Raw genomic sequence first — 24,951 nt, 5'->3', positions numbered from 1 at the left:
CAACGGCCATCACTGCCGCGATGTCGGCAGCGTGAAGCCGGACACCGAGCGGCGCATCTCGCTGGCCATCTTCGCCAGATTGCCCATGCTCCGAGCGGTGGCCGCCGTGCCTGAAGTGGTCTGCGTGGTGGTCTGCTGAATCACCAGCATGGTCGAGGATATCTGCTGACCCAATGCCGCCTGCTGCTGCGCTGCATTGGTGATGCTTTCGACCAGCGCGGCGAGGATCTTGGACACGCCTTCGATCTCTTCGAGCGCGACACCGGCATCCTGCGCCAGCCGGGCACCGCGCACCACTTCCGCGGTGGTCTGCTCCATGGAGATCACCGCTTCGTTGGTGTCGTTCTGAATCGCACGCACCAGCGTCTCGATCTGCTTGGTGGCTGACGACGAGCGCTCGGCCAGCCGCTGGACTTCATCGGCCACCACCGCAAACCCGCGCCCGGCATCACCGGCCATGGAGGCCTGGATCGCGGCGTTGAGCGCGAGAATGTTGGTCTGGTCGGCGATGTCATCAATCAGGCTGACGATATCGCCGATCTCCTGGGAAGACTCGCCCAACCGCTTGATGCGCTTGGACGTGTCCTGAATCTGCTCGCGAATGTTATCCATGCCGGTGATGGTGTTATGCACCACTTCGTTGCCCTTGTTGGCGATGGTCACGGACCGCTCGGCCACCGCGACGGACTCGGACGCATTGGCCGAGACCTGATCGATGGAAGTCGCCATGTCATGGATGGCGTTGGACGCCGCTGCGATCTGCAACGCCTGATGCTCGGACGCCGCGGCCAGTTGCGTGGCGGTGGTCTGCGTGTCTTTCACGGCGCCGAACACTTGCTCGGCAGTGAGGTTGATGGTCGACACCAGCTCGCGCAGTTGGTCGATGGAGTAGTTGATCGAATCAGCAATCGCACCGGTGAAATCCTCGGTGACCGAAGCGGCCACGGTCAGATTACCGTCCGCCAGGTCTTCGATCTCGTCGAGCAGGCGCATGATCGCGTTCTGATTGCGCTCGTTCTTCTCGGCGGTTTCGCGCAGCTGCCGATTGGTTTCGCGCACCATCACCAGGCCAATCAGGATGATCGACGCCAGGGCCAGCAGGCCCAGCATGTAGCCGGCATAGCTGTACACCGCGCGGCCACCGGCCATGTGCTCGAAGCTGTTAGCGAGCACCGAGGCTTCGTCGAGGAGCGTTTGCGACAGATTAAAGATGCTGCCTGCCGCTTCCCGGACTTCCAGCAGCTCCGGCGAGGTTTCGAGAATCTCGTCCACCGACCCCGAGACGAACTGGAACAACTCGGCGATCTCGGCCAGCCGCGCCCGCGCATCCCGGTCTTCGACCTGGGCGATCTTCAGGGTGGCATTGCCTTCGAGCATGCCGTTGAGCACGCGCCCGAACTGGCTGGCATCGCGACCGAAAGCATCCGCTGCCTGAACCGCCGTTTCGTCGCCCGACAGCACCGTGTTGACTGCGCCCAGTATCCGCTCGGCCAGCAGCGACTGCCGCTGGGCAAGGGCCACCTGGCTGGCGGGCGCACGGGTTTGCAGGAGAATGTCGACGACCTTTTCCGATTCGATCTGCAACTGCGGTATGGTCTCGGCCAGCGTCGCCGCGACCTGATGCAGCGAGAGCACGGTTTGCTCGCGGGCAAGAATCACGTCAGTGCTTTTGCGCAGGTTTTCCCAATCGGTCTGCACCGCTTTCAGCTCATCGCTCACCGCGTCGGGCGCAGCAGGCAGGCCGGTGTTCTTGTCGCCTTTCTTCAGATACTGCCAGCGCGTGTCGAAGTCGTTGCGCGCGTCGGCCAGCAGCTTGAACGCCGCCGCCTTGCCCGCCGCCGCTTCCGTGGCGTTTTTGGCGATGCGCTGGGACAGCACCCGCAGCTCGCCGGCGTGGCCGATGTATTGTTTGTCGTAGTTGGACTGCGTGCTGAGGTACGCGAAGTTGACGAACAGCAGCATGATAAAAACGATGAGGCAGATGAACAGCACGACGATCTGTGATCGACTGCGCGCGCCTTCCAGTGACTTGCCGGTATTACTCATTGCTCAGGGCTCCGCCTGATGTTCGATTTAGGGGGCGTCGGCACAGTGGCGCAACGCTGCCGTTCTGTATCAAACCGCTACGTCCATGAAATCCGGCGACTGAACCAGCGATCTCGGGCTGAACACCTGCCAGACCTGCTCGCGCACGAAACGCCCCTGTATATAAGGCGCGACGCGGGCTTCGCTGTCGTGCCCCGGTTCCGGCATCAGACTGCGCTCGCTGAAATGCTGCATGCCCAGCACCTCGTCAATGAGCAAGCCGACAAAAACCCCCTGAAAATCGATTACCAGCACGCGACGCTGTTTGCGCAAGGGCGAGAGCTCGTGGCCGAAGAATGCGCACAGATCCATGATCGGCAACAAGCGGCCGCGCAGATTGGCAATGCCGCAGACCCATGCCTTGGCGCCCGGCAACACCGCGCAGCGCGGCTCGTGGAGGATTTCGTCGACCTCGCCCATGGGCGCCACGTAATGGCGCTCGCCCATGCGAAAGCCAATGCCGCCCCAACCCTGCTGTCGGGTTTCCTGCAGCGGAAGGCCGGCAGCGAGGGAGCGGCAGCGCTGGTCGATATCGAGCAGCAGCTGGAAGGCGGTTCGTGACTGGGCCATGAGCGTCAGCCGGGGGTCAGCCCGCGAGCACCGCGTTCAGGGTTTTCATGAGGGTTTCTTCGTCCACCGGCTTGGTCAGGTAATCCCGCGCGCCCTGGCGCTTGCCCCAGACCTTGTCGGTTTCCTGATCCTTGGTGGTGATCATGATCACAGGGATCATGCTGGTGTCAGCGTCTTTGGTCAGCTGACGGGTCGCCTGAAAACCGTTCAAGCCCGGCATGACGATGTCCATCAGCACGGCATCGGGCTTTTCCTGACGGGCCAGCGCCACGCCGTCGGCACCGTTTTCGGCCTTGAGGACCTGATGGCCGTGCTTCTCCAGCATGCCGGTCAGCTTGTACATTTCGGTCGGCGAGTCATCGACGATCAGAATTCGAGCCATGGTGCTTCCCCATAGAAACAGCCGTCCCGCACGAGGGGGACAGCATCAAGATAGTTGTTGTTCGACTGCAACGAACCCGGGCACATGGGCCTTGATCGCACTGAGCAGTTCTTCCTTGCTGAACGGTTTGGTCAAAAACTGATCGGAACCGACGATGCGCCCCTTGGCCTTGTCGAACAGCCCGTCCCTTGAGGACAGCATGATCACCGGCGTGGATTTGAACGCCCGATTGTTCTTGATCAACGCGCACGTCTGATACCCGTCGAGCCTGGGCATCATGATGTCGACGAAAATGATTCTGGGATGATTGTCGGCAATCTTGGCCAATGCATCGAAGCCGTCGATGGCGGTGATCACTTCACAGCCGACGTTTTTCAGCAGGGTCTCGGCGGTGCGACGAATCGTTCGGGAGTCGTCGATGACCATCACTTTCAATGGGGCTGAATGCTGTTCCATATCTGCTCTACCATCGCCGCGGCGAATCAGATGGGTTGCCTTCTGCCGGGCATCTGGTTTTGGGTCGGGGGCATCGGGAAGCGGCAAGGCAAGGCTGGCGCGACACCGGATGCCGAGCCTTTTTAGCACACTCTCCACGGTCAATCCATAAAGCCTTGCCCCTTGACCCAAAGCCGGCGCGGCGCCACCCTGACGCCTATTTTCGGCCTGTCGTGGCCTTTACCGATCAGAGGATATTACCCATGAGCATTCGCCTGGGAATCGTCATGGACCCCATCGAGCGCATCTCCTATAAAAAGGACAGCTCGCTGGCCATGCTCCTGGCAGCGCAAGCCCGCGGCTGGTCTTTGTTCTATATGGAGCAGCACGACCTGTATCAGGACGCCGGCCAGGCCCGCGCCCGCATGAAACCGCTGAAAGTCTTCGCCGACCCGGCCCACTGGTTCGAACTCGAAGCTGAAGTGGACAGCGGTCTGGACGACCTGGATGTGATCCTGATGCGCAAGGATCCGCCGTTCGACATGGAGTTCGTCTACTCCACCTATCTGCTCGAACAAGCCGAGCGCGCCGGCGTGCTGGTGGTCAACAAGCCGCAAAGCCTGCGTGACTGCAACGAGAAGCTGTTCGCCACGCTGTTCCCGCAATGCACCCCGCCGACGCTGGTCAGCCGCCGTGCGGACATCATTCGTGAGTTCGCCGCGAAGCATGGCGACGTCATTCTCAAGCCGCTGGACGGGATGGGCGGCGCGTCGATCTTCCGCCACCGCGTCGGTGACCCGAACCTGTCGGTGATTCTCGAAACCCTGACCAAGCATGGCCATGAGCAGATCATGGCGCAGGCGTATCTGCCGGCGATCAAAGACGGCGACAAGCGCATTCTGATGGTTGACGGCGAACCTGTGCCCTATTGCCTGGCAAGGATCCCGGCCGCTGGCGAAACCCGAGGCAATCTGGCTGCGGGCGGTCGTGGCGAAGCCCGTCCCCTGAGTGACCGCGACCGCTGGATCGCCGCCGAGATCGGCCCGACGCTGCGGGAAAAAGGCCTGCTGTTTGTAGGTCTGGACGTAATTGGCGAGCACCTGACCGAAATCAACGTCACCAGCCCGACCTGCATCCGCGAGATCGACAACGCGTTCGGGACGGACATTGGCGGCATGTTGATGGATGTGATTGAGAAGAAGCTGCAGGCGCGCGTTTAACCCGGCTCCTTGTGGGAGTGACCGGGGTGGCGCTCCACCTTGCTCACGAAGGCGGCATTCCAGCCGCCGAGGATTCAGCGGATGCTCAAGCCTCTTCGCGAGCAAGCTCCCTCCCACGGGAAATGGTGGGGCCCGCCCCTCCCGCTAATCGGCCCGGATCTAATCGCTATATATCAAAGTTTTATAATTTCGATTGGCAATAAAAAAACCTGTAGAGGGCATGAGAATAAAACGCGCACATATGCCGTCAGGACTTATTCGAAATAATGCTTGGATTCGTAATAGCAAATTCATTTTACGGGCAGCACCCCCGCTTCGATAACGCTTATAAAAATCTTCGAAAAAAATCCACATAGGCCAGCAAATTCAATTAGTTAATGAATAATCGCCGAGACACCATCTCAACACTAACACCATAACTCGCAGGAACTATCCACATCTGCAGCCAATGCCATTGAGTGGCATCGCTCACACCATCAACTACAGTCTTATTGTGTGTGGGTAATTTAATGGCAGAATAGGCGACTATTAATCGTCCAACGGAGGTTCGATTCCTTCCCCACATACTTTTACCCTTATACCATGCCAATAAATGGGAACATCTGGCGTAAGGAGGCTGGGGGGAAGCACGCCCGCTGACCGACCCCGATCGCTGGATCGCCGCCGAAATCGGCCCGACGCTGCGGGAAAAAGGCCTGCTGTTCGTAGGCCTGGACGTAATTGGCGAGCACCTGACCGAAATCAACGTCACCAGCCCGACCTGCATCCGCGAGATCGACAACGCGTTCGGGACGGACATCGGCGGCATGTTGATGGATGTGATCGAGAAGAAGCTGCAGAAGGTCTAGCCGCGACGTTGTAGGAGCGTGGCTTGTCCCGCGATCTGCCGGGAACCGGCAGCAAATCTGGCGAATACGGCATATCGGGTGTACCCCATTTGCCGGTTTTGCGACGGGTGCCCCGCCGTTCGCGGGACAAGCCACGCTCCTACAAGGGACCGCACCTCCCACTAATCGGCCCGGCGACATCAAACGCAAAGCCAGTCCTGACATTGCGTTATCATGCGCGGCCTGAATTTTTGCGCTAGGTGAGTAGTAATGCTGGCACATGTGCTGCCGGAGCGTGGATGAACGCTGCGGTCGACGATGATCTCCCCCTGTCCCTGACCCGCACTGGCGTGCGCCCTGCCGATCGCCTCGGGTTTACCCTGATGATCGCCGCACTGGTGCATCTGGCGGTGATCCTTGGCGTCGGTTTCACCTACGTCAAACCGGAAAAGATCAGCCAGACGCTGGAGATTACCCTCGCCCCCTTCAGAAGCGACACCAAGCCCAAGGACGCTGACTTCCTCGCCCAGGAAAACCAGCAGGGCAGCGGCACCCTCGACAAGAAAGCGGTGCCCAAGACCACCGAAATCGCCCCGTATCAAGACAATCAGATCAACAAGGTCACGCCACCGCCTGCCGCCAAACCGGTGATCAAGCAGGACGCGCCGAAGACAGCTGTCGCCACGAAAGCCCAGTCCACGCAAAAGACCGTCGCCAAGCGCGATGAGGTCAAACCGGAAGAACAGAAGAAGGTCGCGCCCACCATCGACAGCACGCAGCTGAACAGCGAAATCGCCAGCCTTGAAGCCGAACTGGCGGATGAGCAGCAGGCCTACGCCAAGCGTCCGAAGATCCACCGCCTGAGCGCGGCCTCGACCATGCGCGACAAGGGCGCCTGGTACAAAGAGGACTGGCGCAAGAAGATCGAGCGCATCGGCAACTTGAACTACCCGGATGAGGCGCGCCGCAAGCAGATCTACGGCAGCCTGCGGATGATGGTGTCGATCAATCGCGACGGCTCGTTGTACGAAGTGCTGATTCTCGAATCATCGGGCCAGCCACTGCTGGATCAGGCGGCTCAGAAGATCGTCCGGCTGGCCGCACCCTTTGCGCCGTTCAGTGGCGATCTGGCCGACATCGACCGGCTTGAAATCATCCGCACCTGGAAATTCGCGCGCGGGGACAAGCTGTCGAGTAATTGATCAGCCAATGCCGCGCACTATGAAACCTGACCTGCGTCGCGATTTATCCGCCCGCGAGTGGGTTCTGCCAGTTGTCACAACAGCCCCGCAACGCCACACTAGGGCTCATGAAAAACGTCTCTCCGTCGTACCTCAAACATCAGTTTCTGATCGCCATGCCCCACATGCACGATGAGAACTTCGCTCAGACCTTGACCTACATCGTCGAGCACAACGCCAATGGCGCCATGGGTCTGATCATCAACCGACCGCAAAGCCTGTCGCTGGCAGACGTCCTCGAACAGCTGCGCCCCGAATTGCCGCCCCCTGCGCGGTGCAAGGACATAGCCATTCACCTCGGCGGGCCGGTGCAGACCGACCGCGGCTTTGTCCTGCACCCTTCCGGCCAGGTGTTCCAGGCGACCGTGGATCTGGGCGGTATTTCGCTCTCGACCTCCCAAGACATCCTCTTCTCTATCGCAGACGGCTACGGTCCTGATCAGAATCTGATCACTCTCGGTTATGCCGGTTGGGACGCAGGCCAGCTAGACGCCGAGTTTGCCGCCAATGCATGGCTGAACTGTGCGTTCGACCCGGCGATCCTGTTCGAGGTGGAAAGCGAAGACCGACTCAACGCCGCCGCCGCCAAACTGGGCGTCAACCTGAGCTTGCTGACCAGCCAGGCGGGTCACGCCTGATGGCTGGACTGCGCCTGCTGCTGGGATTCGACTACGGCACCAAGCAGATCGGCGTGGCCGTCGGGCAAGTGATCACCGGACAGGCTCGCGAGCTCTGTACACTGAAAGCGCAGAACGGCGTGCCGGACTGGGACAAGGTTCAGGCGCTGATCAGCGAGTGGAAACCGGACGCCATCGTCGTCGGCCTGCCGCTGAACATGGACGGCACGCCCAGCGAGATGAGCGCACGCGCCGAGAAGTTTTCGCGCAAGCTCAATGGCCGCTTCAACTTGCCGGTCTACACCCACGACGAGCGTCTGACCACGTTCGAAGCCAAAGGCGAACGTGCCTCTCGCGGCGGCCAGCACGGCAGCTACCGGGACAATCCTGTGGATGCCATCGCCGCAGCGCTTCTGCTGCAAAGCTGGCTGGAAGCCAACGCCGCGCTGTTTGAAACCTGATCCATCTACGCTGAACCGAATTCGATTTACCCCGGACGTTCGTGCAGCGCACGCCGGGGCACCTGAAGGAGCAACCATGAGCCTGCCAAATCCCGCCGAACTGATCAGCCAGATGGCCATTGATCTCGACGCGCACCTGAACAAACGCGGCATAAAAGAGCCTCGTTTCATTGGCATTCGCACCGGTGGCGTGTGGGTCGCGCAGGCGCTCCTCGAAGCCCTCAACATTGAGTCCCCGCTGGGCACGCTGGACGTCTCCTTTTATCGGGACGACTTCAGCCAGAACGGCCTGCACCCGCAGGTGCGCCCTTCGGAGCTGCCGTTCGAAATCGAAGGCCAGCACTTGGTGCTGATCGATGACGTGCTGATGAGCGGGCGCACCATTCGTGCGGCGCTCAACGAACTGTTCGATTACGGCCGCCCGGCCAGCGTGACCCTGGTGTCGCTGCTGGATCTGGACGCCGCCGACCTGCCGATTCGGCCGAACGTGACGGGCGCGACCCTGTCACTCGCGCCCAATGAGCGGGTGAAGCTGTCCGGGCCAACGCCGCTGACGCTTGAACTGCAAGACCTTTCCACCGATTCCGCCGCCCTCTAAGAGTCCTTTGCGATGACGCCTCTCGACGCCAAGCGCCCGCTGCAACTGAACCATCAGGGCCAGCTGCAGCATTTTCTCTCCCTCGACGGTTTGCCCCGCGAACTGCTCACCGAAATCCTCGACACCGCCGACTCCTTCCTCGAAGTCGGCGCCCGGGCGGTGAAGAAAGTCCCGTTGCTGCGCGGCAAGACCGTGTGCAACGTGTTCTTCGAAAACTCGACCCGCACCCGCACCACGTTCGAGCTGGCGGCGCAAAGGTTGTCGGCGGACGTCATCACGTTGAATGTGTCGACCTCCTCCACCAGCAAGGGCGAGACGCTGTTCGATACGCTGCGCAATCTGGAGGCCATGGCCGCCGACATGTTCGTCGTGCGCCACGGTGACTCCGGCGCGGCGCACTTCATCGCCGAACATGTCAGCCCGCAGGTCGCGATCATCAACGGCGGCGACGGCCGTCATGCACACCCGACCCAAGGCATGCTGGACATGCTGACCATCCGCCGCCACAAGGGCAATTTCGAGAACCTCTCGGTGGCGATCGTCGGCGATATCCTGCATTCCCGTGTCGCGCGCTCGAACATGATCGCGCTCAAAGCGCTGGGCTGCCCGGACATCCGCGTGGTCGCGCCGAAAACCCTGCTGCCGGTGGGCGTCGAGCAATACGGCGTGAAGGTCTACACCAACCTGACCGAAGGCCTGAAGGACGTCGACGTGGTGATCATGCTGCGCCTGCAGCGCGAGCGCATGTCGGGCGGCCTGCTGCCGAGCGAGGGTGAGTTCTATCGGTTGTTCGGCCTTACCACCGCGCGTCTGGCCGGCGCCAAGCCCGATGCCATCGTGATGCACCCGGGCCCGATCAACCGTGGCGTGGAAATCGAATCAGCGGTGGCCGACGGAGCGCATTCGGTCATTCTCAATCAGGTGACTTACGGCATTGCGGTGCGCATGGCCGTTCTGTCCATGGCCATGAGTGGCCAAACCGCACAACGTCAGTTCGAGCAGGAGATCGCCCAGTGAAGTTCAGCATCCTCGGCGCTCGCGTCATCGACCCTGTCAGCGGTCTGGATCAAGTCACCGACATCCATCTTGAAGCGGGCAAAGTTCTCGCCCTCGGCGCGGCCCCTGCCGGCTTCAGCCCTACGGAAACCATCGACGCCGCCGGCCTGATCGCCGCCCCCGGGCTGGTTGACCTGAACGTGTCGTTGCGCGAGCCGGGTTACAGCCGCAAAGGCAACATCGCCAGCGAAACCCGCGCCGCAGCAGCAGGCGGCGTCACCAGCCTGTGCTGTCCGCCGCGTACCAAACCGGTGCTCGACACCTCCGCGGTCGCCGAGCTGATCCTCGACCGCGCCCGCGAAGCCGGCCACAGCAAGGTGTTCCCGATCGGCGCCTTGAGCAAGGGCCTGGAAGGCGAGCAACTGGCCGAGCTGATCGCCCTGCGCGACGCGGGCTGCGTGGCGTTCACCAACGGCATGGTCAATTTCCGCAGCAATCGCACGCTCTGCCGTGCCCTCGAATACGCGGCGACGTTCGATCTGACGGTGATTTTCAACTCCCAGGACCACGATCTCGCTGAAGGCGGTCTGGCCCACGACGGCCCGACGGCGGCGTTTCTCGGCCTGCCGGGCATTCCGGAAACGGCTGAAACGGTGGCCTTGGCGCGGGACCTGTTGCTGGTCGAGCAAAGCGGTGTGCGTGCGCATTTCACGCAGCTGACCAGTGCGCGCGGTGTGGCGTTGATTGCCCAGGCCCAGGCGCGAGGCCTGCCGGTGACGGCGGACGTGGCGCTGTATCAGTTGATCCTGACCGACGAGGCGCTGACCGGCTTTTCGAGCCTGTATCACGTCCAGCCGCCGCTGCGCACACGTGCCGACCGCGACGCATTGCGTGAAGCGGTGAAGTCGGGCGTGGTGCAGGCGATCTCCAGTCATCACCAGCCCCATGAGCGTGACGCCAAGCTGGCTCCGTTTGGCGCGACCGAGCCGGGCATCAGCAGCGTGGAGTTGTTGCTCCCACTGGCGATGACGCTGGTTGAAGACGGTCTGCTGGACCTGCAGACGCTGCTGGCCCGCCTCAGCTCAGGCCCTGCCGCTGCACTGCGCCTGCCCGCCGGAACGCTGATCGCCGGCTCGCCTGCGGATCTGGTGCTGTTCGACCCCGCCGCGTCGACGGTGGCGGGCGAAAAGTGGCTGTCGAAAGGCGAGAACTGCCCGTTCCTCGGCCATTGCCTGCCGAGTGCGGTGAAGTACACGTTTGTGGATGGGCGGGTCAGCTATAACGGGTGAGATTCACCCGCTTTGTCCAGCGTCCGCGCAGTTGCGCGGCAGGCACTGTTTATGTGGGAGCAAGCTTGCTCGCGAAGGCTTACTTTCAGCCCCAGAGAAAGTGGCTGAATGCACCGAACCCTTCGTGAGCAAGCTCACTCCCACAATTCCGGCGTCACCAGTATGACCCTGCAGGAGTGAGCCGTATTTCGCAGCGCTCCTGCTATCTACGAGCGTTCTTCACCGAGATCTGGTCATTCAGCGTCCAGAAGTCGTACAGCACGCCCAGCAGCGCCAAACCTCCCGTGAACAGGTAAATGATCCCGGTGATCCATTTGCCCTGATACATCCGGTGCACACCGAACACGCCCAGAAAGGTCAGCAAAATCCAGGCGAGGCTGTAATCGGTCGACCCCGCGTTGAATCGCAGGTCCGCTTCCCGATCCATCGCCGGAATCAGGAACAGGTCAATCAGCCAGCCAATGCCAAACAGACCGAGCGTGAAAAACCAGAGCGTACCGGTCACCGGCTTGCCGTAATAAAACCGGTGAGCACCGGTGAATCCCACAATCCAGAGCAAATAGCCCATGACCTTACTGTGGGTATCAGGACGTTGAACGTCCGCTTGATAGGTGTTCATTGTTGACCTCGCCTTCTGCAATAGAAAAAAATATGCGTAAGTTTTGTGACTTTCGTGACGCCGTCCGACGTATGGCTTGAACCTCTTTTCAATCGTGCAAACCCTTGTTCTGCAAGGTGATCAGCACAGCAAGATGACGATTTTGCCGCCAAAACTGACTCCAAGGGCAGTAAATTGTTCGACAAGGGGGCTCAGAATTTCGCCAAAAGCTGTTATAAAGTTGCGCGCTGACCAACATGAGCCCTGCCTAATGCGTCCATTTTTCAAGACATGGCTGACTATTTGTCTATTTATGCCACTGGCCGCCCACGCCACCAATCGTGAGCAAACCCTTCCACCGAGCTTCACCGGTTTCACCGCCAGGTCCGAGTCGCCGGAATCCGTTTCACGCAACATTGCCGCTCAACGCGCTGCAATGGCTGCATTGGAACAGACGGCTACTCCACTCGAGTCCTCCGGCAAGCGAGCCAAAGCTGTTAAGGGGAAACCATCCCGCAGCACTCGCAAGATTTCGCAGAACACTGTCGCCCTGGCCAACACGGCGCAGATGGGTACCAAACAGAGCAGCACCGTGGTCAACCGGGCCGTTAACGCCATCGGTACACCTTATCGTTGGGGCGGCACCAGCCCGACAAAAGGGTTCGACTGCAGCGGACTGGTGAAATATGCCTTCAACGACGTGAGCGAAGTCGATTTGCCGCGCACCTCCAACGCCATGGCCGAAGGCCACGGGCAGAAGGTTGACCGCAAGGACTTGAAGCCGGGCGACTTGCTGTTTTTCAACATCAAGAGCCGCAAGGTGAATCACGTGGCGATCTACCTCGGCAACGACCGGTTCGTTCACGCGCCACGCCGCGGCAAATCCGTGACGATCGATACGCTGAAGAAGCCGTATTGGGACAGCCATTACGTCGTCGCCAAGCGTGTGCTGCCAAAGCAGCCGCCGAGTCAGAAAGGCACTGTGCGCATCGCCCAGCGTTGATCGCACACGCCGCCTGACAAACAACACGGTGGGGAGCGGAGTCATTCGCTCCCCACCGTCGTTTGCCCTCCCGATCAAAAATTGTCCGGCGTCTTCGCCTTCTCCCGCGCACTCTCCCGCGTGATCAGCCCCTTGCTGATCAGATCCTTCAGGCACATATCCAGCGTCTGCATCCCCAGCGATCCCCCGGTCTGAATCGACGAATACATCTGCGCCACCTTGTCCTCGCGGATCAGGTTACGGATCGCCGACGTGCCGATCATGATCTCGTGGGCCGCGACACGGCCTCCGCCGACCTTCTTCAACAGCGCCTGAGACACGATGGCGTGGAGCGACTCGGAGAGCATCGAGCGGATCATCGACTTCTCCTGCGCCGGAAACACATCGACGATACGGTCGATGCTCTTGGCAGCGGACGTGGTGTGCAGCGTGCCGAACACAAGGTGGCCGGTTTCGGCTGCCGTCAGCGCCAGTCGAATGGTCTCCAGGTCGCGCAGCTCGCCCACCAGAATCACGTCAGGGTCTTCACGCAGGGCCGAACGCAGCGCTTCGGCGAAACCGTGGGTGTCGCGATGGACCTCGCGCTGGTTGATCAGGCTTTTCTTGGACTCGTGAACGAACTCGATCGGGTCTTCGATGGTGAGGATGTGGTGATGTTTGTTGCTGTTCAGGTAATCGACCATCGCCGCAAGGGTGGTCGACTTGCCCGAGCCGGTCGGACCGGTCACCAGCACCAGGCCGCGGGGCACGTCGGTAATCTTGCGAAACACTTCGCCCATGCCCAGCTCTTCCATGCTCAGGACCTTCGACGGAATGGTCCGGAACACCGCGCCAGCGCCGCGATTCTGGTTGAACGCGTTGACCCGGAAGCGCGCCACGCCCGGCACTTCGAAGGAAAAGTCTGTCTCCAGATCCTCCTCGAAGTCCTTGCGCTGCCTGTCGTTCATGATGTCGTAGATCAGCGCCTGGACCTCTTTCTGGTCCAATGCGGGCAGGTTGATCCGCCGCACATCGCCATCGACGCGAATCATCGGTGGCAGGCCGGCAGAGAGATGCAAGTCCGACGCGCCTTGCTTGGCACTGAAGGCCAGCAGCTCGGTAATATCCATACAGCTCCTCATCACATAGAATGCCGCAGACTTTAGCCCTGCTGGCGCAAATCAATGTCCACGATAGCAGAGAACATTTCAACGCTCGCCGAGCGAATTCGTAGCGCGGCGCAAGCGGTGCAGCGCGACCCGGCCTCTGTCGGCCTGTTGGCGGTGAGCAAGACCAAACCGGCGAGCGACCTGCGGGAAGCCTACGACGCCGGCCTCCGCGATTTCGGCGAGAACTACCTTCAGGAAGCCCTCGGCAAGCAGGCCGAATTGACCGACCTGCCCTTGATCTGGCATTTCATCGGCCCCATCCAGTCCAACAAGACTCGCGCCATCGCCGAGAATTTTGCCTGGGTGCATTCCGTGGACCGTCTGAAAATCGCACAACGGCTGTCCGAGCAGCGGCCGCCAGCACTGCCGCCGCTGAACATCTGCATTCAGGTCAACGTCAGCGGCGAGGCCAGCAAGTCAGGCTGCAGCCCTGAAGACCTGCCCGCACTGGCCCAGGCCATCAGCGCGCTGCCGAACCTGAAACTGCGCGGCCTCATGGCCATTCCCGAACCTACCGACGACCGCGACGAACAGAACGCTTCGTTCACCGCCGTCAGCACGCTGCAGGCACAACTTGGCCTGCCGCTGGACACGCTTTCCATGGGCATGAGCCACGACCTCGAAGCCGCCATCGCACAAGGTGCGACCTGGGTGCGGATCGGCACTGCCCTCTTCGGCGCCCGCGATTATGGGCAGCCTTAACCTTTGCCCCACAGGAAACCGTTCATGAGCAAAACCCGTATCGCGTTCATCGGCGCCGGCAACATGGCCGCCAGCCTGATTGGCGGCATGCGCGCCCAGGGCGTCGACGCTGAGCTGATTCGTGCCAGCGATCCTGGCGCAGAAACCCGCGAGTGCGTGGCAAAAGAACACGGCATCAAGGTGGTCGCCGACAACGCCGAAGCCATCGAAGGCGCCGATGTGGTGCTGCTGGCGGTCAAGCCGCAAATGATGAAGTCCGTGTGCGAAGCGCTGAAACCCGCGCTCAAGCCTCATCAACTGATCGTGTCGATCGCCGCCGGGATTACCTGCGCCAGCATGCGAGCCTGGCTGGGCGAGCAACCCCTCGTACGCTGCATGCCAAACACGCCCGCACTGCTGCGCCAGGGTGTCAGCGGCCTGTACGCCACTGCCGATGTCACTCAGGCACAGCGCGAGCAGGCCGAGACGTTACTGTCGGCGGTCGGGATTGCCCTGTGGGTCGATGAAGAAGCACAGATCGACGCGGTGACTGCGGTATCAGGCAGCGGCCCGGCGTATTTCTTCCTGCTGATCGAGGCGATGACCGCCGCAGGCGTCACGCTCGGGCTGCCGGCTGACGTTGCCAGCAAGCTCACCCTGCAAACCGCGCTGGGCGCCGCACTGATGGCCACCGGCAGCGACGTCGATGCGGCAGAGCTGCGTCGCCGAGTGACATCGCCTGCGGGCACCACCGAAGCGGCCATCAAATCGTTCCAGGCCGATGGCTTCGAAGCAATTGTGGAGAAGGCGCTGGGCGCTGCCGCACATCGCTCCGCCGAACTCGCCGAACAGCTGGGCAAATAAGGAGCAACACATGAATGCACTCACCGGCGCTACGATTTTCGTCATCCAGACGCTCATCAGCCTGTACCTGACCATCGTTCTGCTGCGCTTCGTGCTGCAGCTGGTCAAAGCCAACTTCTATAACCCGCTATGCCAGTTCGCTGTTCGTGCGACCCAGCCGTTGCTCAAGCCTATCCGGCGCATCGTGCCGAGCGTTTTCGGGCTCGACACGTCCTCGCTGCTGCTGGCGATCGTCATTCAGGCGCTGTTGATGGCCTTCGTGCTGATGATGACCTACGGCACCATCGGCGATATCCCGCACCTGTTGATGTGGTCGATCATCGGCATCACGTCGCTGCTGCTGAAGATCTTCTGGGTGGCGATGATCATCATGGTCATCGTGTCGTGGATTGCTCCGGGCAGCCACAACCCGGCGGCCGAGCTGGCCTATCAGATCAGCGAGCCGATTCTGGCGCCGTTCCGCCGCATCATCCCCAACCTGGGCGGCATGGACATCTCGCCGATCTTCGCCTTTATCGCGATTCAGGTGCTGCAGTCCTACGTCATGCCTGCGCTGGCGGCCTATGCCGGCATGCCGCAAGAGCTGTGGCGTTTGATCTGACAGCCGCCGCATGCAGCAAATGGGAATGCGGTAACTCTGACCGTAGGACCGGCTTCAGCCGGGAAGCTTTTGATCTTGGGGCGACGGCACCAGCAGCCGTCGCCCTTTTCCCCGCCTCATGAATGTCGCGCGGGCAAAAATCCAAAGCGTCACCCTCCGCGCATTCAGCCATTTAGTTTGTTGCCGCACCCCGGCGCGATCTTTAGACTTACGCCTCATTTCAGCGAGAGCAGGTCGATGTCCACGGTCTTTCCCAAAGATTCTGTCGGTCTAGTCACGCCGCAAACGGCGCATTTCAATGAGCCGCTGGCCTTGGCCTGCGGGCGTTCGTTGCCAGCCTACGATCTCATCTACGAAACCTACGGTCAGCTCAACGCCGCCAAGAGCAACGCGGTGCTGATTTGCCACGCGCTTTCGGGTCATCACCACGCGGCGGGCTATCACAGCGCCGAAGATCGCAAGCCGGGCTGGTGGGACAGCTGCATCGGGCCCGGCAAGCCCATCGACACCGATAAGTTCTTCGTCGTCAGCCTGAACAACCTCGGCGGCTGCAACGGCTCCACCGGCCCCAGCAGCCTCAACCCGGAAACCGGCAGACCTTTTGGTGCCGACTTCCCGGTGTTGACGGTCGAAGACTGGGTGCATAGCCAGGCGCGTCTGGCCGACCGGCTGGGCGTCGATCAATGGGCGGCCATCGTCGGCGGCAGTCTGGGCGGCATGCAGGCGCTGCAATGGACGATCACCTACCCCGAGCGCGTGCGTCATTGCCTGGCGATTGCTTCCGCGCCCAAGCTGTCGGCGCAGAACATCGCGTTCAACGAAGTCGCGCGGCAAGCGATCCTGACGGACCCGGAATTCCACGGCGGCTCGTTTCAGGAGCACGGCGTGATCCCCAAACGCGGCCTGATGCTGGCGCGCATGGTCGGGCACATCACGTACCTGTCCGATGATTCAATGGGTGAGAAATTCGGCCGGGGCCTGAAGAACGAAAACCTCAACTACGACTTCCACAGCGTGGAATTCCAGGTCGAAAGCTACCTGCGGTACCAGGGCGAGGAGTTTTCCGGGCGCTTCGACGCCAACACCTATCTGCTGATGACCAAGGCGCTGGACTACTTTGATCCGGCCGCCAACTTCAACGACAACCTCGCCGCCACTTTCGCCAATGCCAGCGCCAGGTTCTGCGTGATGTCGTTCACCACTGACTGGCGCTTCTCCCCGGCCCGCTCGCGGGAACTGGTCGACGCGCTGATGGCGGCGAAAAAGGATGTCTGTTATCTGGAGATCGATGCGCCCCAGGGACACGACGCCTTCCTGATCCCGATCCCGCGCTACTTGCAGGCCTTCTCCAGCTACATGAACCGAATTGCACTCTGAGGACACCATGAGAGCCGACCTGGAAATCATCCAAGACTGGATACCGGCAGGCAGCCGTGTGCTCGACCTCGGCTGCGGCGACGGCGAATTGCTCGCCTGGCTGCAGGAGCACAAGCAAGTGACGGGCTATGGCCTGGAAAACGACGCCGACAACATCGCGCGTTGCGTGGCGCGAGGCGTTAATGTCATCGAACAGGATCTGGACAAGGGGCTGGGCAACTTCGCCAGCAACAGTTTCGATGTGGTGGTCATGACCCAGGCGCTTCAGGCCGTGCACTACCCGGATCGCATCCTCGACGAAATGCTGCGCGTCGGCCGCCAGTGCATCATCACCTTCCCCAACTTTGGGCACTGGCGCTGCCGCTGGTACCTGGCGAGCAAAGGGCGGATGCCGGTTTCCGAATTCCTGCCGTACACGTGGTACAACACCCCGAACATCCACTTCTGCACCTTCGAAGATTTCGAAGAGCTGTGCCGGGGTCGCTCGGCGAAGGTCATTGATCGGCTCGCGGTCGATCAACAGCATCGGCACGGCTGGGCCAGCAAGCGTTGGCCTAATCTGTTGGGTGAAATCGGCATCTACCGCGTCAGCAGCCCAGGCTTGCAGGACCATCAGATTGCCGTGTGACCTGCGCTGCAGGGCGTTAAAGCCCTGTCGGCCAGCGCCAGCACTCAGGTAAAAGCGGGCAACAGCCACACACTGACTCAGCTTCAATCAGCAGATTTTCACGCAGCCGATTTTCACGGACTCATCATGAATCTCACCCAGCTTGTACTGGCCAGCCATAACGCCGGCAAACTCAAAGAACTTCAGGCCATGCTCGGCGCCAGCGTTCAGCTGCGCTCGATCGGCGAGTTCAGCACCGTGGAGCCCGACGAAACCGGGCTGTCGTTCGTCGAGAACGCCATCCTCAAGGCGCGCAATGCCGCACGTATTTCCGGACTGCCGGCGCTGGCCGATGATTCGGGGCTCGCGGTGGATTATCTGGGCGGTGCGCCGGGCATCTATTCCGCGCGGTACGCCGACGGCCAGGGCGATGCGGCGAACAACGCCAAATTGCTGGACGCCCTCAACGACGTCCCCGCTGAACAACGCAGCGCCCAGTTCGTCTGCGTTCTGGCCCTGGTGCGCCACGCCGACGACCCGCTGCCGATCCTCTGCGAAGGCCTGTGGCACGGCCGCATCCTCACCGCCGCCAGCGGCGAGCACGGCTTTGGTTATGACCCATTGTTCTGGGTGCCGGAGCGCAACTGCTCAAGCGCCGAACTCACCCCGGCCGACAAGAACCAGATCAGCCACCGCGCCCGCGCCATGGCCATCCTGCGTCAGCGTCTGGGGCTGAGCCCTGATCAGCAATGACTCAGGATTCCACCACCCGGCCGCTGATTCTCGGCGCGGCCGGCTTCACGACAGAGCCGTCGCGGGCGCCCCTTGCCGAGCTGCCGCCGCTGTCGCTTTACATCCATATCCCGTGGTGCGTACGCAAATGCCCGTACTGCGATTTCAACTCCCACACGGCGAGCCCGGTGTTGCCGGAGCAGGAATACGTCGACGCGCTGCTGGCCGATCTCGACCAGGACCTGCCCCACGTCTACGGCCGCGAGCTGAGCACGATCTTTTTCGGTGGCGGCACGCCCAGCCTGTTCAGCGCCGATGCGCTGGGCCGCCTGCTGAGCGGCGTTGAACAACGCATTCGCTTCGCCCCAGACATCGAGATCACGCTGGAAGCCAACCCCGGCACCTTCGAGCAGGTGAAATTCAGCGCCTATCGCGGTCTAGGCATCAATCGTCTGTCCATCGGCATCCAGAGTTTTCAGGAGGCCAAGCTCAAAGCGCTGGGGCGTATCCATAACGGCGATGAGGCCGTGCGCGCTGCCGACATGGCGCGTCGGGCGGGTTTTGATAATTTCAACCTGGACCTTATGCACGGTCTGCCGGACCAGTCCCAGGAAGACGCCCTCGGCGACCTGCGTCAGGCGATCGCCCTCGCCCCGACCCACCTGTCCTGGTATCAGCTGACCCTTGAGCCGAACACGGTGTTCTGGAATCAGCCGCCCACGCTGCCGGAAGATGACATCCTTTGGGATATTCAAGAGGCCGGTCAGACGCTGCTTCGGGAAAACGGCTATGGCCAATACGAAGTGTCGGCCTACGCCCAGCCGGGACGCGAAGCACGGCATAACCTAAATTACTGGAGCTTCGGGGACTTTCTCGGGATCGGCGCGGGCGCCCATGGCAAGCTCAGCCATCCGGACGGGCGCATCATCCGCACCTGGAAAACCCGACTGCCCAAGGATTACCTCAACCCGGCCAAGGCTTATCAGGCTGGCGAAAAGCGGCTGCCACTGGATGAGATGCCCTTTGAATTCCTGATGAACGCCCTGCGCCTGACAAAGGGCGTGGACGCTGCATTATTTCAGCGCCGCACCGGTCTAAGCGTCGATTCGCTCGCCAGCGCCCGTCTTGAGGCCGAACAACGCGGCTTGCTGGAGACTGATCCGGCACGGCTGGTGGCGACCGCTCGCGGCCAGTTATTCCTCAACGACTTGCTGCAGCACTTTCTTCTGTAAGGCTCAACATTAAGGACACTGAATGGAATTCGTACTCGACTTGCTGGCCACCGTCTCGCGCTGGAGTCGCAGCAATTTGTCGGAAATCGCCTTGGCGTTGGTCGGCTGCCTGCTGATTCTGTTCGGGACCGACATCAAGGGCTGGATCGAAGGCCGCCTCGGCAGCTTTGCCGGCGCGTTGCGCATTCCGATCATGGCGCTGCTCTGCACCGTTGGCAGCGGCGCTGCGCTGATTTATGCCACGCCGTGGGTCGTGCGAGGCCTGAGCCAGTTCAACAACTACAGCCTGGCGCCGGTGTTGGTGGTGGTGCTGGTGTTGATCGGGGTGGTGGCGGATCGGAAATAACCGACCGGAATGCAAAAGCGCCCTTGCCCGCGATGGCGGGAAGGGCGCTCAAGAAATCACACTCCGCTGTTGCCGAGTGCGATCAATCCATCAGCGAATGCTTTGGATGCTGCCTTTGTTGCCGGTCACTTTTACGTTCACTTGCTTGAAGATGAAGTAATCGTTGACGGTGACTTCGTAACGCGGCGCGACGATCAGGTCGGAACCGGACGATTTGACCGCCTTGAACGCTGCGGCTGCTTTGGTGGAGGAGATCGGGTCCGGCAGAGGAAGGCCCATGCCACCGCCGCTCGCGCCGCCGTAGGTCACGCCGTCCGCAAACTGCGTGTCGCCGCCGATGTTCAACCAGCCGAACAGAACATTGGTGGATGACTCGCCGCTGATGGCTTCACCGACTTTGACGTCAGCCTTCAGATCAGTCTTCACGTCGCCGGACAGCGAAGCGCTTGGCTGGCTGACGTTGTAGCTGACACAGCCGCTGGTGGTCGCAATCAGCGTGGCGATCGCAGCCATTTGCCAAAACTTGTTCATCTTTATTCCTCGTCATCGATATGGATATATGCAACGGCGGGGACTATGAAGATCAGAACTGAAAATGGATGTCGGACGATTCCGAAGACCCTGTAGCCTTCTTAGGAAGAAATCGAAGGGTTCGTCGTACAAGGCAATTATCGGCTGAAATGTGCTGTAAAAACTCAAAAGCGGCCGCTTTTGGGCCGCTCCTGGTCAAGAAGTGATCAGGCCAGCTTCTCGAACTTCAGATCCCAGACCCCGTGACCGAGCCGTTCGCCACGGCGCTCGAACTTGGTGATCGGACGTTCCGCAGGGCGCGCAACGCATTTGCCGTCCTCGGCCAAGTTGCGGTAACCCGGGGCCACATTCATGACTTCCAGCATGTATTCGGCATACGGTTCCCAGTCGGTCGCCATGTGCAGCACGCCGCCCGGCTTCAACTTGCTACGCACCAGTTCGGCAAATTCGGCTTGAACGATACGGCGCTTGTGATGGCGCGACTTGTGCCACGGGTCCGGGAAAAACAGCATCAGCCGGTCCAGGCTGTTGTCGGCCACACAACGGTTGAGCACTTCGATCGCATCGCAATCGTAAACGCGCAGGTTGGTGAGACCTTGGGTCAGCACGCCGTTGAGTAAAGCGCCAACCCCCGGACGGTGCACTTCCACGCCGATGAAATCCTGCTCTGGCGCGGCGGCGGCCATTTCCAGCAGCGAGTGCCCCATGCCGAAACCGATTTCGAGAGTGCGCGGGGCCGAACGACCAAACACTTCGTCGAAATCAACGGGGGCGTCCGCCAGCGGCAGCACGAACAACTCCTTACCCTGATCCAGGCCACGTTGCTGACCTTCGGTCATGCGACCGGCGCGCATCACGAAGCTCTTGATGCGGCGGTGATGGCCGTCATCGCCTGGCGCTTTGGCATTTTCGTCATTCATCACTTCATCGTCCGGAAGTGGGTCGGGCGTTTGCGAATCAATCATCAACAGGCTCTTACTTGATCAGACCATCCAGCGGCGAGGACGCGCTGGCATAGAGTTTCTTGGGCATACGACCGGCCAGGTAAGCCATGCGTCCCGCCAGAATGGCGTGCTTCATGGCTTCGGCCATCAGCACCGGGTGCTGCGCGTGAGCGATGGCCGAGTTCATCAGCACCGCTTCGCAACCCAGCTCCATGGCAATAGTAGCGTCGGAAGCAGTGCCGACACCCGCATCTACCAGCACCGGGACTTTCGATTCTTCGAGGATGATCTGCAGGTTGTACGGGTTGCAGATCCCCAGGCCAGTACCGATAAGGCCCGCGAGGGGCATCACCGCGCAGCAACCGATTTCGGCGAGCTGGCGGGCAATGATCGGGTCATCGCTGGTGTAGACCATGACGTCGAAGCCGTCCTTCACCAGCGTTTCGGCTGCCTTGAGGGTTTCGATGACATTAGGGAACAGGGTTTTCTGGTCAGCGAGGACTTCCAGCTTGACCAGATTGTGGCCATCGAGCAGCTCGCGGGCCAGGCGGCAAGTGCGCACGGCCTCAATGGCGTCGTAGCAACCGGCGGTGTTCGGCAGGATGGTGTAGCGATCCGGCGGCAGCACGTCGAGCAGGTTCGGTTCGCCCGGGTTCTGCCCCAGGTTGGTCCGGCGCACGGCAACGGTCACGATCTCGGCGCCCGAGGCTTCGATGGCCAGTCGGGTCTGTTCCATGTCCGTGTACTTGCCAGTGCCGACCAGCAGGCGCGACTGAAAAGTACGACCGGCCACGGTAAACGGCTTGTCGCTGCGAACGTTGCTCATCTGAAATCCTCTTTACGGTTGAGGTTCTTGCAGTGCTTGCGGATCAGGCCGACAGCACGTCGAAGGCTAGCCGCCACCGATGGCGTGTACCACTTCGACCTGATCGCCCTCGGACAGCGTCGTGGCGGCATGCTGGCTGCGCGGGACGATGTCCAGATTGAGCTCGACGGCGACTCGGCGCCCGGTCAGATCCAGACGTGTCAGCAATGCCGAAACGGTCTCGCCGTCGGGCAGCTCAAAGGATTCACCGTTCAACTGAATGCGCATGCGAGGGGGCAGCCATCATTTTAGGGGGCGAGCATTCTAGCCCGATCGGGCGGTATGACCAAGGCAAAGCCACGCCATTCGTCTCAGGCGTGGCCGAGGGTTGCTGCGCGCTCGACATGAGCGCACGCATTCGGGATCAGAGCGTGTCGAGGCCCAGGCGCCAGGCTGTCCAACCGAGAATCGCCCAGCCGATCAGGAAAAACAGGCCGCCGAAGGGGGTGATGATGCCCAGCTTGGTCGCGCCGGTCAGCGTCATCAGGTAGAGACTGCCGGAAAACAGGATGATGCCCAGTGTGAAAGAGATGCCTGCGTAGGTGACGAGCCGGCCCTGGATCTGCATCGCCAACAGCGCCACGCCGAAAATCGCCAGCGCATGAATCAGTTGGTAGAGCACTCCGGTATGAAAGACCGCCAGGTACTCGGGCGTCAGACGGTTTCTCAGGCCGTGGGCAGCGAACGCACCAAGGGCGACGCCAGTGAATCCGAAGAAGGAGGCCAACATCAGAAAGGTTCGTAACATGTACAACTCCAGGCAGGTTCGATGACGCGTGGTCTGTATAATGGCCCGCTCAACCGGTTCGGCCAAGCCATCTCTATGCTGCAATTACTCCTCCGTCGTGTCGCCAAAGGCCTGCTCTGGTTCGCAGCGGCAAGTGTCGTGCTGGTACTGATTTTCCGTTGGGTCCCTCCTCCGTTTACCGCGTTGATGGTCGAACGCAAGATCGAATCCTGGTTCGACGGTCAGCCCATTGATCTGCAGCGCGACTGGGAGTCATGGGACAACATTTCCGATGATCTGAAAATCGCCGTCATCGCTGGCGAGGACCAGAAGTTCGCCGAGCACTGGGGTTTCGATATCGACGCCATTCAGGCGGCACTGGTTCATAACGAACGCGGTGGTTCGCTGCGCGGGGCCAGTACGCTGAGCCAGCAGGTGTCGAAGAACCTGTTCCTGTGGTCGGGCCGCAGCTACTTTCGCAAAGGCCTTGAAGCCTGGTTCACCGCGCTGATCGAGGTGTTCTGGTCCAAGCAGCGCATTCTTGAGGTGTACCTGAACAGCGTGGAATGGGACGACGGCGTCTTCGGCGCCCAGGCCGCTGCGCAGCATCACTTTCATGTGAATGCCAGCCAGCTTTCCACGCAACAGGCGAGTTATCTGGCCGCCGTCCTGCCCAACCCGCGGGAGTGGAGCGCCAGCCACCCCACCAGCTACGTCTCACGCCGCGCAGGCTGGATCCGCCAGCAGATGCGTCAGTTGGGTGGGGATGAGTATTTGATGGGGTTGAATCACAGTCGCAAGTGGTAAGCCCAAGTCTGGCTTTATAGCTTTCGTAGGACAGGCTTTAGCCGGGAAAGCGTTACGCGTCACGCCGCAATCCTAATGGTGCTCAACCCGGCCTCTTCCCGGCTGAAGCCGGTCCTACTCAGAAACCGCGTCCACCTTGCGGGATGGGCAGGGTCAGATTCGCGTTCACGCTGTTAGTAGTTTCCGCATCGGGCGCAATACATCCCAGAAACAAAAACGCCCCGATCACTTCGGGGCGTTTTGCGTTTCGGCGCAGCGATCAGGCAGCGATCGACAGCTTCAACTTGTTCATCGCGCTCTTTTCGAGCTGACGAATACGCTCGGCAGAGACGTTGTACTTCTCGGCCAGGTCGTGCAGCGTGGCCTTTTCTTCCGCCAGCCAGCGCTGGTACAGGATGTCGCGGCTGCGGTCGTCGAGCACGTTCAAGGCTTCGTGCAGGTTGGCCGTCGAGCTGTCAGTCCAGTCGGAATCTTCCAGCTGACGCGCCGGATCGTAGCGATGGTCTTCCAGGTAGTTGGCCGGCGACTGGAAGGCGCTGTCGTCGTCGGCTTCTGCCGCCGGGTCGAACGCCATGTCGTGGCCGGTCAGACGACTTTCCATCTCGCGCACTTCGCGGGGCTCAACGCCGAGGCTTTCCGCCACGCGATGCACTTCTTCGTTGTTCAGCCAGGCCAGACGCTTCTTCTGGCTGCGTAGATTGAAGAACAGTTTGCGCTGAGCCTTGGTGGTTGCGACTTTTACAATGCGCCAGTTGCGCAGGATGAACTCGTGAATCTCGGCCTTGATCCAGTGCACGGCAAAGGACACCAGGCGCACGCCCATCTCGGGGTTGAAGCGCTTGACGGCCTTCATCAGGCCAACGTTGCCTTCCTGAATCAGGTCAGCCTGAGCCAGTCCATAACCGGAATAACTGCGTGCGATATGCACGACAAATCGCAGGTGGGCGAGCACCATCTGCCGAGCCGCCCCTAAATCCTGCTCGTAATAGAGACTCTCGGCCAGTTCACGCTCCTGCTCAGGCGTCAGCAGTGGAATGCTGTTTACCGTATGCACATAGGCTTCCAGGTTTGCACCCGGAACCAAGGCATAAGCAGGTTGCAAAGAATTGGTCATACGAAAAAACCTCCGACACATAACTCGTGCAGTTCAGCACTGCGAAATTGACC

The 24,951-nt window shown here is 60.9% G+C and carries 29 protein-coding genes, 1 tRNA gene and 1 pseudogene; 19 read left to right on the top strand and 12 right to left on the bottom strand.

Annotation, left to right across the window (positions count from 1 at the left end):
• Nucleotides 1-9: 9 nt before the first annotated feature.
• From M1E04_RS01240 to pilG, 4 genes are all read right to left on the bottom strand, one after another.
• Nucleotides 10-2,046: a methyl-accepting chemotaxis protein gene (locus M1E04_RS01240; RefSeq protein WP_065991174.1), complete on the bottom strand. Its 2,037-nt coding sequence runs from the start codon at nt 2,044-2,046 to the stop codon at nt 10-12.
• Nucleotides 2,047-2,115: 69 nt separating this feature from the next.
• Nucleotides 2,116-2,655, bottom strand: a complete 540-nt coding sequence (locus M1E04_RS01235) for a chemotaxis protein CheW (protein WP_369319951.1) — start codon at nt 2,653-2,655, stop codon at nt 2,116-2,118.
• A gap of 16 nt (nt 2,656-2,671) precedes the next feature.
• Nucleotides 2,672-3,037 carry a twitching motility response regulator PilH gene (gene pilH / locus M1E04_RS01230; protein WP_065991171.1) on the bottom strand — a complete coding sequence of 122 codons (366 nt, stop codon included), beginning with the start codon at nt 3,035-3,037 and terminating at the stop codon, nt 2,672-2,674.
• A 45-nt stretch (nt 3,038-3,082) separates the two neighbouring features.
• Nucleotides 3,083-3,493 (bottom strand): twitching motility response regulator PilG, encoded by a 411-nt coding sequence (gene pilG / locus M1E04_RS01225; protein WP_065991170.1) that lies wholly within the window; start codon nt 3,491-3,493, stop codon nt 3,083-3,085.
• Nucleotides 3,494-3,735: 242 nt separating this feature from the next.
• Between pilG and gshB the strand changes: the two genes are divergently transcribed.
• The 9 genes and pseudogenes from gshB (at nt 3,736) to M1E04_RS01180 (ending at nt 10,721) form a co-directional block, all read left to right on the top strand.
• Nucleotides 3,736-4,692: a glutathione synthase gene (gshB, locus tag M1E04_RS01220; RefSeq protein ID WP_369319950.1), complete on the top strand. Its 957-nt coding sequence runs from the start codon at nt 3,736-3,738 to the stop codon at nt 4,690-4,692.
• 495 nt (nt 4,693-5,187) lie between these two features.
• A tRNA-Asn gene (locus M1E04_RS01215) sits at nt 5,188-5,258 on the top strand.
• A gap of 45 nt (nt 5,259-5,303) precedes the next feature.
• A pseudogene (locus M1E04_RS01210) lies at nt 5,304-5,540 on the top strand (ATP-grasp domain-containing protein); the annotation flags it as partial.
• Nucleotides 5,541-5,818: 278 nt separating this feature from the next.
• The gene (locus tag M1E04_RS01205) at nt 5,819-6,721 is read left to right on the top strand and encodes an energy transducer TonB (protein ID WP_296313134.1); all 903 of its coding nucleotides are present in this window, start codon (nt 5,819-5,821) and stop codon (nt 6,719-6,721) included.
• A gap of 107 nt (nt 6,722-6,828) precedes the next feature.
• A complete protein-coding gene (locus M1E04_RS01200; protein ID WP_192135526.1) occupies nt 6,829-7,398 on the top strand; it encodes a YqgE/AlgH family protein in 570 nt (189 codons plus the stop codon).
• The gene (ruvX, locus tag M1E04_RS01195) at nt 7,398-7,838 is read left to right on the top strand and encodes a Holliday junction resolvase RuvX (RefSeq protein ID WP_296313136.1); all 441 of its coding nucleotides are present in this window, start codon (nt 7,398-7,400) and stop codon (nt 7,836-7,838) included. The genes M1E04_RS01200 and ruvX overlap by 1 nt, the downstream gene beginning before the upstream one ends.
• Before the next feature lie 76 nt (nt 7,839-7,914).
• On the top strand, nt 7,915-8,436 hold the full coding sequence (pyrR, locus tag M1E04_RS01190; protein ID WP_065991161.1) for a bifunctional pyr operon transcriptional regulator/uracil phosphoribosyltransferase PyrR: 522 nt from the start codon (nt 7,915-7,917) through the stop codon (nt 8,434-8,436).
• 12 nt (nt 8,437-8,448) lie between these two features.
• Nucleotides 8,449-9,453: an aspartate carbamoyltransferase catalytic subunit gene (locus M1E04_RS01185; RefSeq protein WP_456292249.1), complete on the top strand. Its 1,005-nt coding sequence runs from the start codon at nt 8,449-8,451 to the stop codon at nt 9,451-9,453.
• On the top strand, nt 9,450-10,721 hold the full coding sequence (locus M1E04_RS01180) for a dihydroorotase (RefSeq protein WP_369319946.1): 1,272 nt from the start codon (nt 9,450-9,452) through the stop codon (nt 10,719-10,721). Before M1E04_RS01185 ends, M1E04_RS01180 begins: the two co-directional genes overlap by 4 nt.
• A gap of 202 nt (nt 10,722-10,923) precedes the next feature.
• Here M1E04_RS01180 and M1E04_RS01175 read toward each other — a convergent pair whose 3' ends face one another.
• A complete protein-coding gene (locus M1E04_RS01175) occupies nt 10,924-11,340 on the bottom strand; it encodes an NINE protein (RefSeq protein ID WP_065991157.1) in 417 nt (138 codons plus the stop codon).
• Nucleotides 11,341-11,590: 250 nt separating this feature from the next.
• Between M1E04_RS01175 and M1E04_RS01170 the strand changes: the two genes are divergently transcribed.
• Entirely contained in the window at nt 11,591-12,322 is a 732-nt protein-coding gene (locus M1E04_RS01170; RefSeq protein ID WP_065991154.1) for a C40 family peptidase, read from the top strand.
• 74 nt (nt 12,323-12,396) lie between these two features.
• Here the strand turns inward: M1E04_RS01170 and M1E04_RS01165 are convergent, their stop codons facing one another.
• Nucleotides 12,397-13,431, bottom strand: coding sequence for a type IV pilus twitching motility protein PilT (locus M1E04_RS01165; RefSeq protein WP_065991152.1), 1,035 nt, complete (start codon nt 13,429-13,431; stop codon nt 12,397-12,399).
• A gap of 54 nt (nt 13,432-13,485) precedes the next feature.
• Here M1E04_RS01165 and M1E04_RS01160 point away from each other — a divergent pair, with 54 nt between their 5' ends.
• The 8 genes from M1E04_RS01160 (at nt 13,486) to M1E04_RS01125 (ending at nt 19,910) form a co-directional block, all read left to right on the top strand.
• Nucleotides 13,486-14,172, top strand: a complete 687-nt coding sequence (locus M1E04_RS01160; protein WP_456292248.1) for a YggS family pyridoxal phosphate-dependent enzyme — start codon at nt 13,486-13,488, stop codon at nt 14,170-14,172.
• Between the two features lie 24 nt (nt 14,173-14,196).
• On the top strand, nt 14,197-15,015 hold the full coding sequence (proC, locus tag M1E04_RS01155; protein WP_456292247.1) for a pyrroline-5-carboxylate reductase: 819 nt from the start codon (nt 14,197-14,199) through the stop codon (nt 15,013-15,015).
• Between the two features lie 10 nt (nt 15,016-15,025).
• Nucleotides 15,026-15,616: a YggT family protein gene (locus tag M1E04_RS01150; RefSeq protein ID WP_065991147.1), complete on the top strand. Its 591-nt coding sequence runs from the start codon at nt 15,026-15,028 to the stop codon at nt 15,614-15,616.
• A gap of 237 nt (nt 15,617-15,853) precedes the next feature.
• Nucleotides 15,854-16,993, top strand: a complete 1,140-nt coding sequence (gene metX / locus M1E04_RS01145; protein ID WP_122624410.1) for a homoserine O-succinyltransferase MetX — start codon at nt 15,854-15,856, stop codon at nt 16,991-16,993.
• Nucleotides 16,994-17,000: 7 nt separating this feature from the next.
• Nucleotides 17,001-17,621 carry a methionine biosynthesis protein MetW gene (metW, locus tag M1E04_RS01140; RefSeq protein ID WP_065991140.1) on the top strand — a complete coding sequence of 207 codons (621 nt, stop codon included), beginning with the start codon at nt 17,001-17,003 and terminating at the stop codon, nt 17,619-17,621.
• A 123-nt stretch (nt 17,622-17,744) separates the two neighbouring features.
• Nucleotides 17,745-18,353, top strand: a complete 609-nt coding sequence (gene rdgB, locus M1E04_RS01135; RefSeq protein WP_456293135.1) for an RdgB/HAM1 family non-canonical purine NTP pyrophosphatase — start codon at nt 17,745-17,747, stop codon at nt 18,351-18,353.
• Nucleotides 18,350-19,564, top strand: coding sequence for a radical SAM family heme chaperone HemW (hemW, locus tag M1E04_RS01130; RefSeq protein ID WP_192135536.1), 1,215 nt, complete (start codon nt 18,350-18,352; stop codon nt 19,562-19,564). The genes rdgB and hemW overlap by 4 nt, the downstream gene beginning before the upstream one ends.
• 22 nt (nt 19,565-19,586) lie before the next feature.
• Nucleotides 19,587-19,910, top strand: coding sequence for a DUF3392 domain-containing protein (locus M1E04_RS01125; RefSeq protein WP_065991135.1), 324 nt, complete (start codon nt 19,587-19,589; stop codon nt 19,908-19,910).
• A 90-nt stretch (nt 19,911-20,000) separates the two neighbouring features.
• On the opposite strand, the gene M1E04_RS01120 is transcribed toward M1E04_RS01125, so the two are convergent.
• The 5 genes from M1E04_RS01120 to M1E04_RS01100 all read right to left on the bottom strand — a co-directional run bounded on the left by M1E04_RS01120 (nt 20,001) and on the right by M1E04_RS01100 (nt 22,998).
• Nucleotides 20,001-20,441: a hypothetical protein gene (locus M1E04_RS01120; RefSeq protein WP_065991133.1), complete on the bottom strand. Its 441-nt coding sequence runs from the start codon at nt 20,439-20,441 to the stop codon at nt 20,001-20,003.
• A gap of 206 nt (nt 20,442-20,647) precedes the next feature.
• A complete protein-coding gene (gene trmB / locus M1E04_RS01115) occupies nt 20,648-21,361 on the bottom strand; it encodes a tRNA (guanosine(46)-N7)-methyltransferase TrmB (RefSeq protein ID WP_192135608.1) in 714 nt (237 codons plus the stop codon).
• A 55-nt stretch (nt 21,362-21,416) separates the two neighbouring features.
• The gene (locus M1E04_RS01110; protein ID WP_065991132.1) at nt 21,417-22,211 is read right to left on the bottom strand and encodes a thiazole synthase; all 795 of its coding nucleotides are present in this window, start codon (nt 22,209-22,211) and stop codon (nt 21,417-21,419) included.
• 66 nt (nt 22,212-22,277) lie between these two features.
• Entirely contained in the window at nt 22,278-22,478 is a 201-nt protein-coding gene (gene thiS, locus M1E04_RS01105) for a sulfur carrier protein ThiS (protein WP_065991131.1), read from the bottom strand.
• Nucleotides 22,479-22,614: 136 nt separating this feature from the next.
• Nucleotides 22,615-22,998, bottom strand: coding sequence for a DUF423 domain-containing protein (locus M1E04_RS01100; protein WP_456292246.1), 384 nt, complete (start codon nt 22,996-22,998; stop codon nt 22,615-22,617).
• 75 nt (nt 22,999-23,073) lie between these two features.
• Here M1E04_RS01100 and mtgA point away from each other — a divergent pair, with 75 nt between their 5' ends.
• Entirely contained in the window at nt 23,074-23,784 is a 711-nt protein-coding gene (mtgA, locus tag M1E04_RS01095) for a monofunctional biosynthetic peptidoglycan transglycosylase (RefSeq protein WP_456292245.1), read from the top strand.
• Nucleotides 23,785-24,043: 259 nt separating this feature from the next.
• On the opposite strand, the gene rpoH is transcribed toward mtgA, so the two are convergent.
• A complete protein-coding gene (rpoH, locus tag M1E04_RS01090; protein WP_065991120.1) occupies nt 24,044-24,898 on the bottom strand; it encodes an RNA polymerase sigma factor RpoH in 855 nt (284 codons plus the stop codon).
• Between the last annotated feature and the right edge of the window lie 53 nt (nt 24,899-24,951).

The sequence above is a fragment of the Pseudomonas sp. AK106 genome (genome assembly GCF_053903055.1).
Note: the sequence above shows the minus strand (reverse complement) of the source record. Positions and strands in the feature narration are given on the sequence as shown.

What these genes read in the sequence shown, in the direction of transcription:
- M1E04_RS01240 (WP_065991174.1), bottom strand. Translation starts at nt 2,046, where the DNA reads ATGAGTAATACCGGCAAGTCACTGGAAGGCGCGCGCAGTCGATCACAG.
- M1E04_RS01235 (WP_369319951.1), bottom strand. Translation starts at nt 2,655, where the DNA reads ATGGCCCAGTCACGAACCGCCTTCCAGCTGCTGCTCGATATCGACCAG.
- pilH (WP_065991171.1), bottom strand. Translation starts at nt 3,037, where the DNA reads ATGGCTCGAATTCTGATCGTCGATGACTCGCCGACCGAAATGTACAAG.
- pilG (WP_065991170.1), bottom strand. Translation starts at nt 3,493, where the DNA reads ATGGAACAGCATTCAGCCCCATTGAAAGTGATGGTCATCGACGACTCC.
- gshB (WP_369319950.1), top strand. Translation starts at nt 3,736, where the DNA reads ATGAGCATTCGCCTGGGAATCGTCATGGACCCCATCGAGCGCATCTCC.
- M1E04_RS01205 (WP_296313134.1), top strand. Translation starts at nt 5,819, where the DNA reads ATGAACGCTGCGGTCGACGATGATCTCCCCCTGTCCCTGACCCGCACT.
- M1E04_RS01200 (WP_192135526.1), top strand. Translation starts at nt 6,829, where the DNA reads ATGAAAAACGTCTCTCCGTCGTACCTCAAACATCAGTTTCTGATCGCC.
- ruvX (WP_296313136.1), top strand. Translation starts at nt 7,398, where the DNA reads ATGGCTGGACTGCGCCTGCTGCTGGGATTCGACTACGGCACCAAGCAG.
- pyrR (WP_065991161.1), top strand. Translation starts at nt 7,915, where the DNA reads ATGAGCCTGCCAAATCCCGCCGAACTGATCAGCCAGATGGCCATTGAT.
- M1E04_RS01185 (WP_456292249.1), top strand. Translation starts at nt 8,449, where the DNA reads ATGACGCCTCTCGACGCCAAGCGCCCGCTGCAACTGAACCATCAGGGC.
- M1E04_RS01175 (WP_065991157.1), bottom strand. Translation starts at nt 11,340, where the DNA reads ATGAACACCTATCAAGCGGACGTTCAACGTCCTGATACCCACAGTAAG.
- M1E04_RS01170 (WP_065991154.1), top strand. Translation starts at nt 11,591, where the DNA reads ATGCGTCCATTTTTCAAGACATGGCTGACTATTTGTCTATTTATGCCA.
- M1E04_RS01165 (WP_065991152.1), bottom strand. Translation starts at nt 13,431, where the DNA reads ATGGATATTACCGAGCTGCTGGCCTTCAGTGCCAAGCAAGGCGCGTCG.
- M1E04_RS01160 (WP_456292248.1), top strand. Translation starts at nt 13,486, where the DNA reads ATGTCCACGATAGCAGAGAACATTTCAACGCTCGCCGAGCGAATTCGT.
- proC (WP_456292247.1), top strand. Translation starts at nt 14,197, where the DNA reads ATGAGCAAAACCCGTATCGCGTTCATCGGCGCCGGCAACATGGCCGCC.
- M1E04_RS01150 (WP_065991147.1), top strand. Translation starts at nt 15,026, where the DNA reads ATGAATGCACTCACCGGCGCTACGATTTTCGTCATCCAGACGCTCATC.
- metX (WP_122624410.1), top strand. Translation starts at nt 15,854, where the DNA reads ATGTCCACGGTCTTTCCCAAAGATTCTGTCGGTCTAGTCACGCCGCAA.
- metW (WP_065991140.1), top strand. Translation starts at nt 17,001, where the DNA reads ATGAGAGCCGACCTGGAAATCATCCAAGACTGGATACCGGCAGGCAGC.
- hemW (WP_192135536.1), top strand. Translation starts at nt 18,350, where the DNA reads ATGACTCAGGATTCCACCACCCGGCCGCTGATTCTCGGCGCGGCCGGC.
- M1E04_RS01125 (WP_065991135.1), top strand. Translation starts at nt 19,587, where the DNA reads ATGGAATTCGTACTCGACTTGCTGGCCACCGTCTCGCGCTGGAGTCGC.
- M1E04_RS01120 (WP_065991133.1), bottom strand. Translation starts at nt 20,441, where the DNA reads ATGAACAAGTTTTGGCAAATGGCTGCGATCGCCACGCTGATTGCGACC.
- trmB (WP_192135608.1), bottom strand. Translation starts at nt 21,361, where the DNA reads ATGAATGACGAAAATGCCAAAGCGCCAGGCGATGACGGCCATCACCGC.
- M1E04_RS01110 (WP_065991132.1), bottom strand. Translation starts at nt 22,211, where the DNA reads ATGAGCAACGTTCGCAGCGACAAGCCGTTTACCGTGGCCGGTCGTACT.
- thiS (WP_065991131.1), bottom strand. Translation starts at nt 22,478, where the DNA reads ATGCGCATTCAGTTGAACGGTGAATCCTTTGAGCTGCCCGACGGCGAG.
- M1E04_RS01100 (WP_456292246.1), bottom strand. Translation starts at nt 22,998, where the DNA reads ATGTTACGAACCTTTCTGATGTTGGCCTCCTTCTTCGGATTCACTGGC.
- mtgA (WP_456292245.1), top strand. Translation starts at nt 23,074, where the DNA reads ATGCTGCAATTACTCCTCCGTCGTGTCGCCAAAGGCCTGCTCTGGTTC.
- rpoH (WP_065991120.1), bottom strand. Translation starts at nt 24,898, where the DNA reads ATGACCAATTCTTTGCAACCTGCTTATGCCTTGGTTCCGGGTGCAAAC.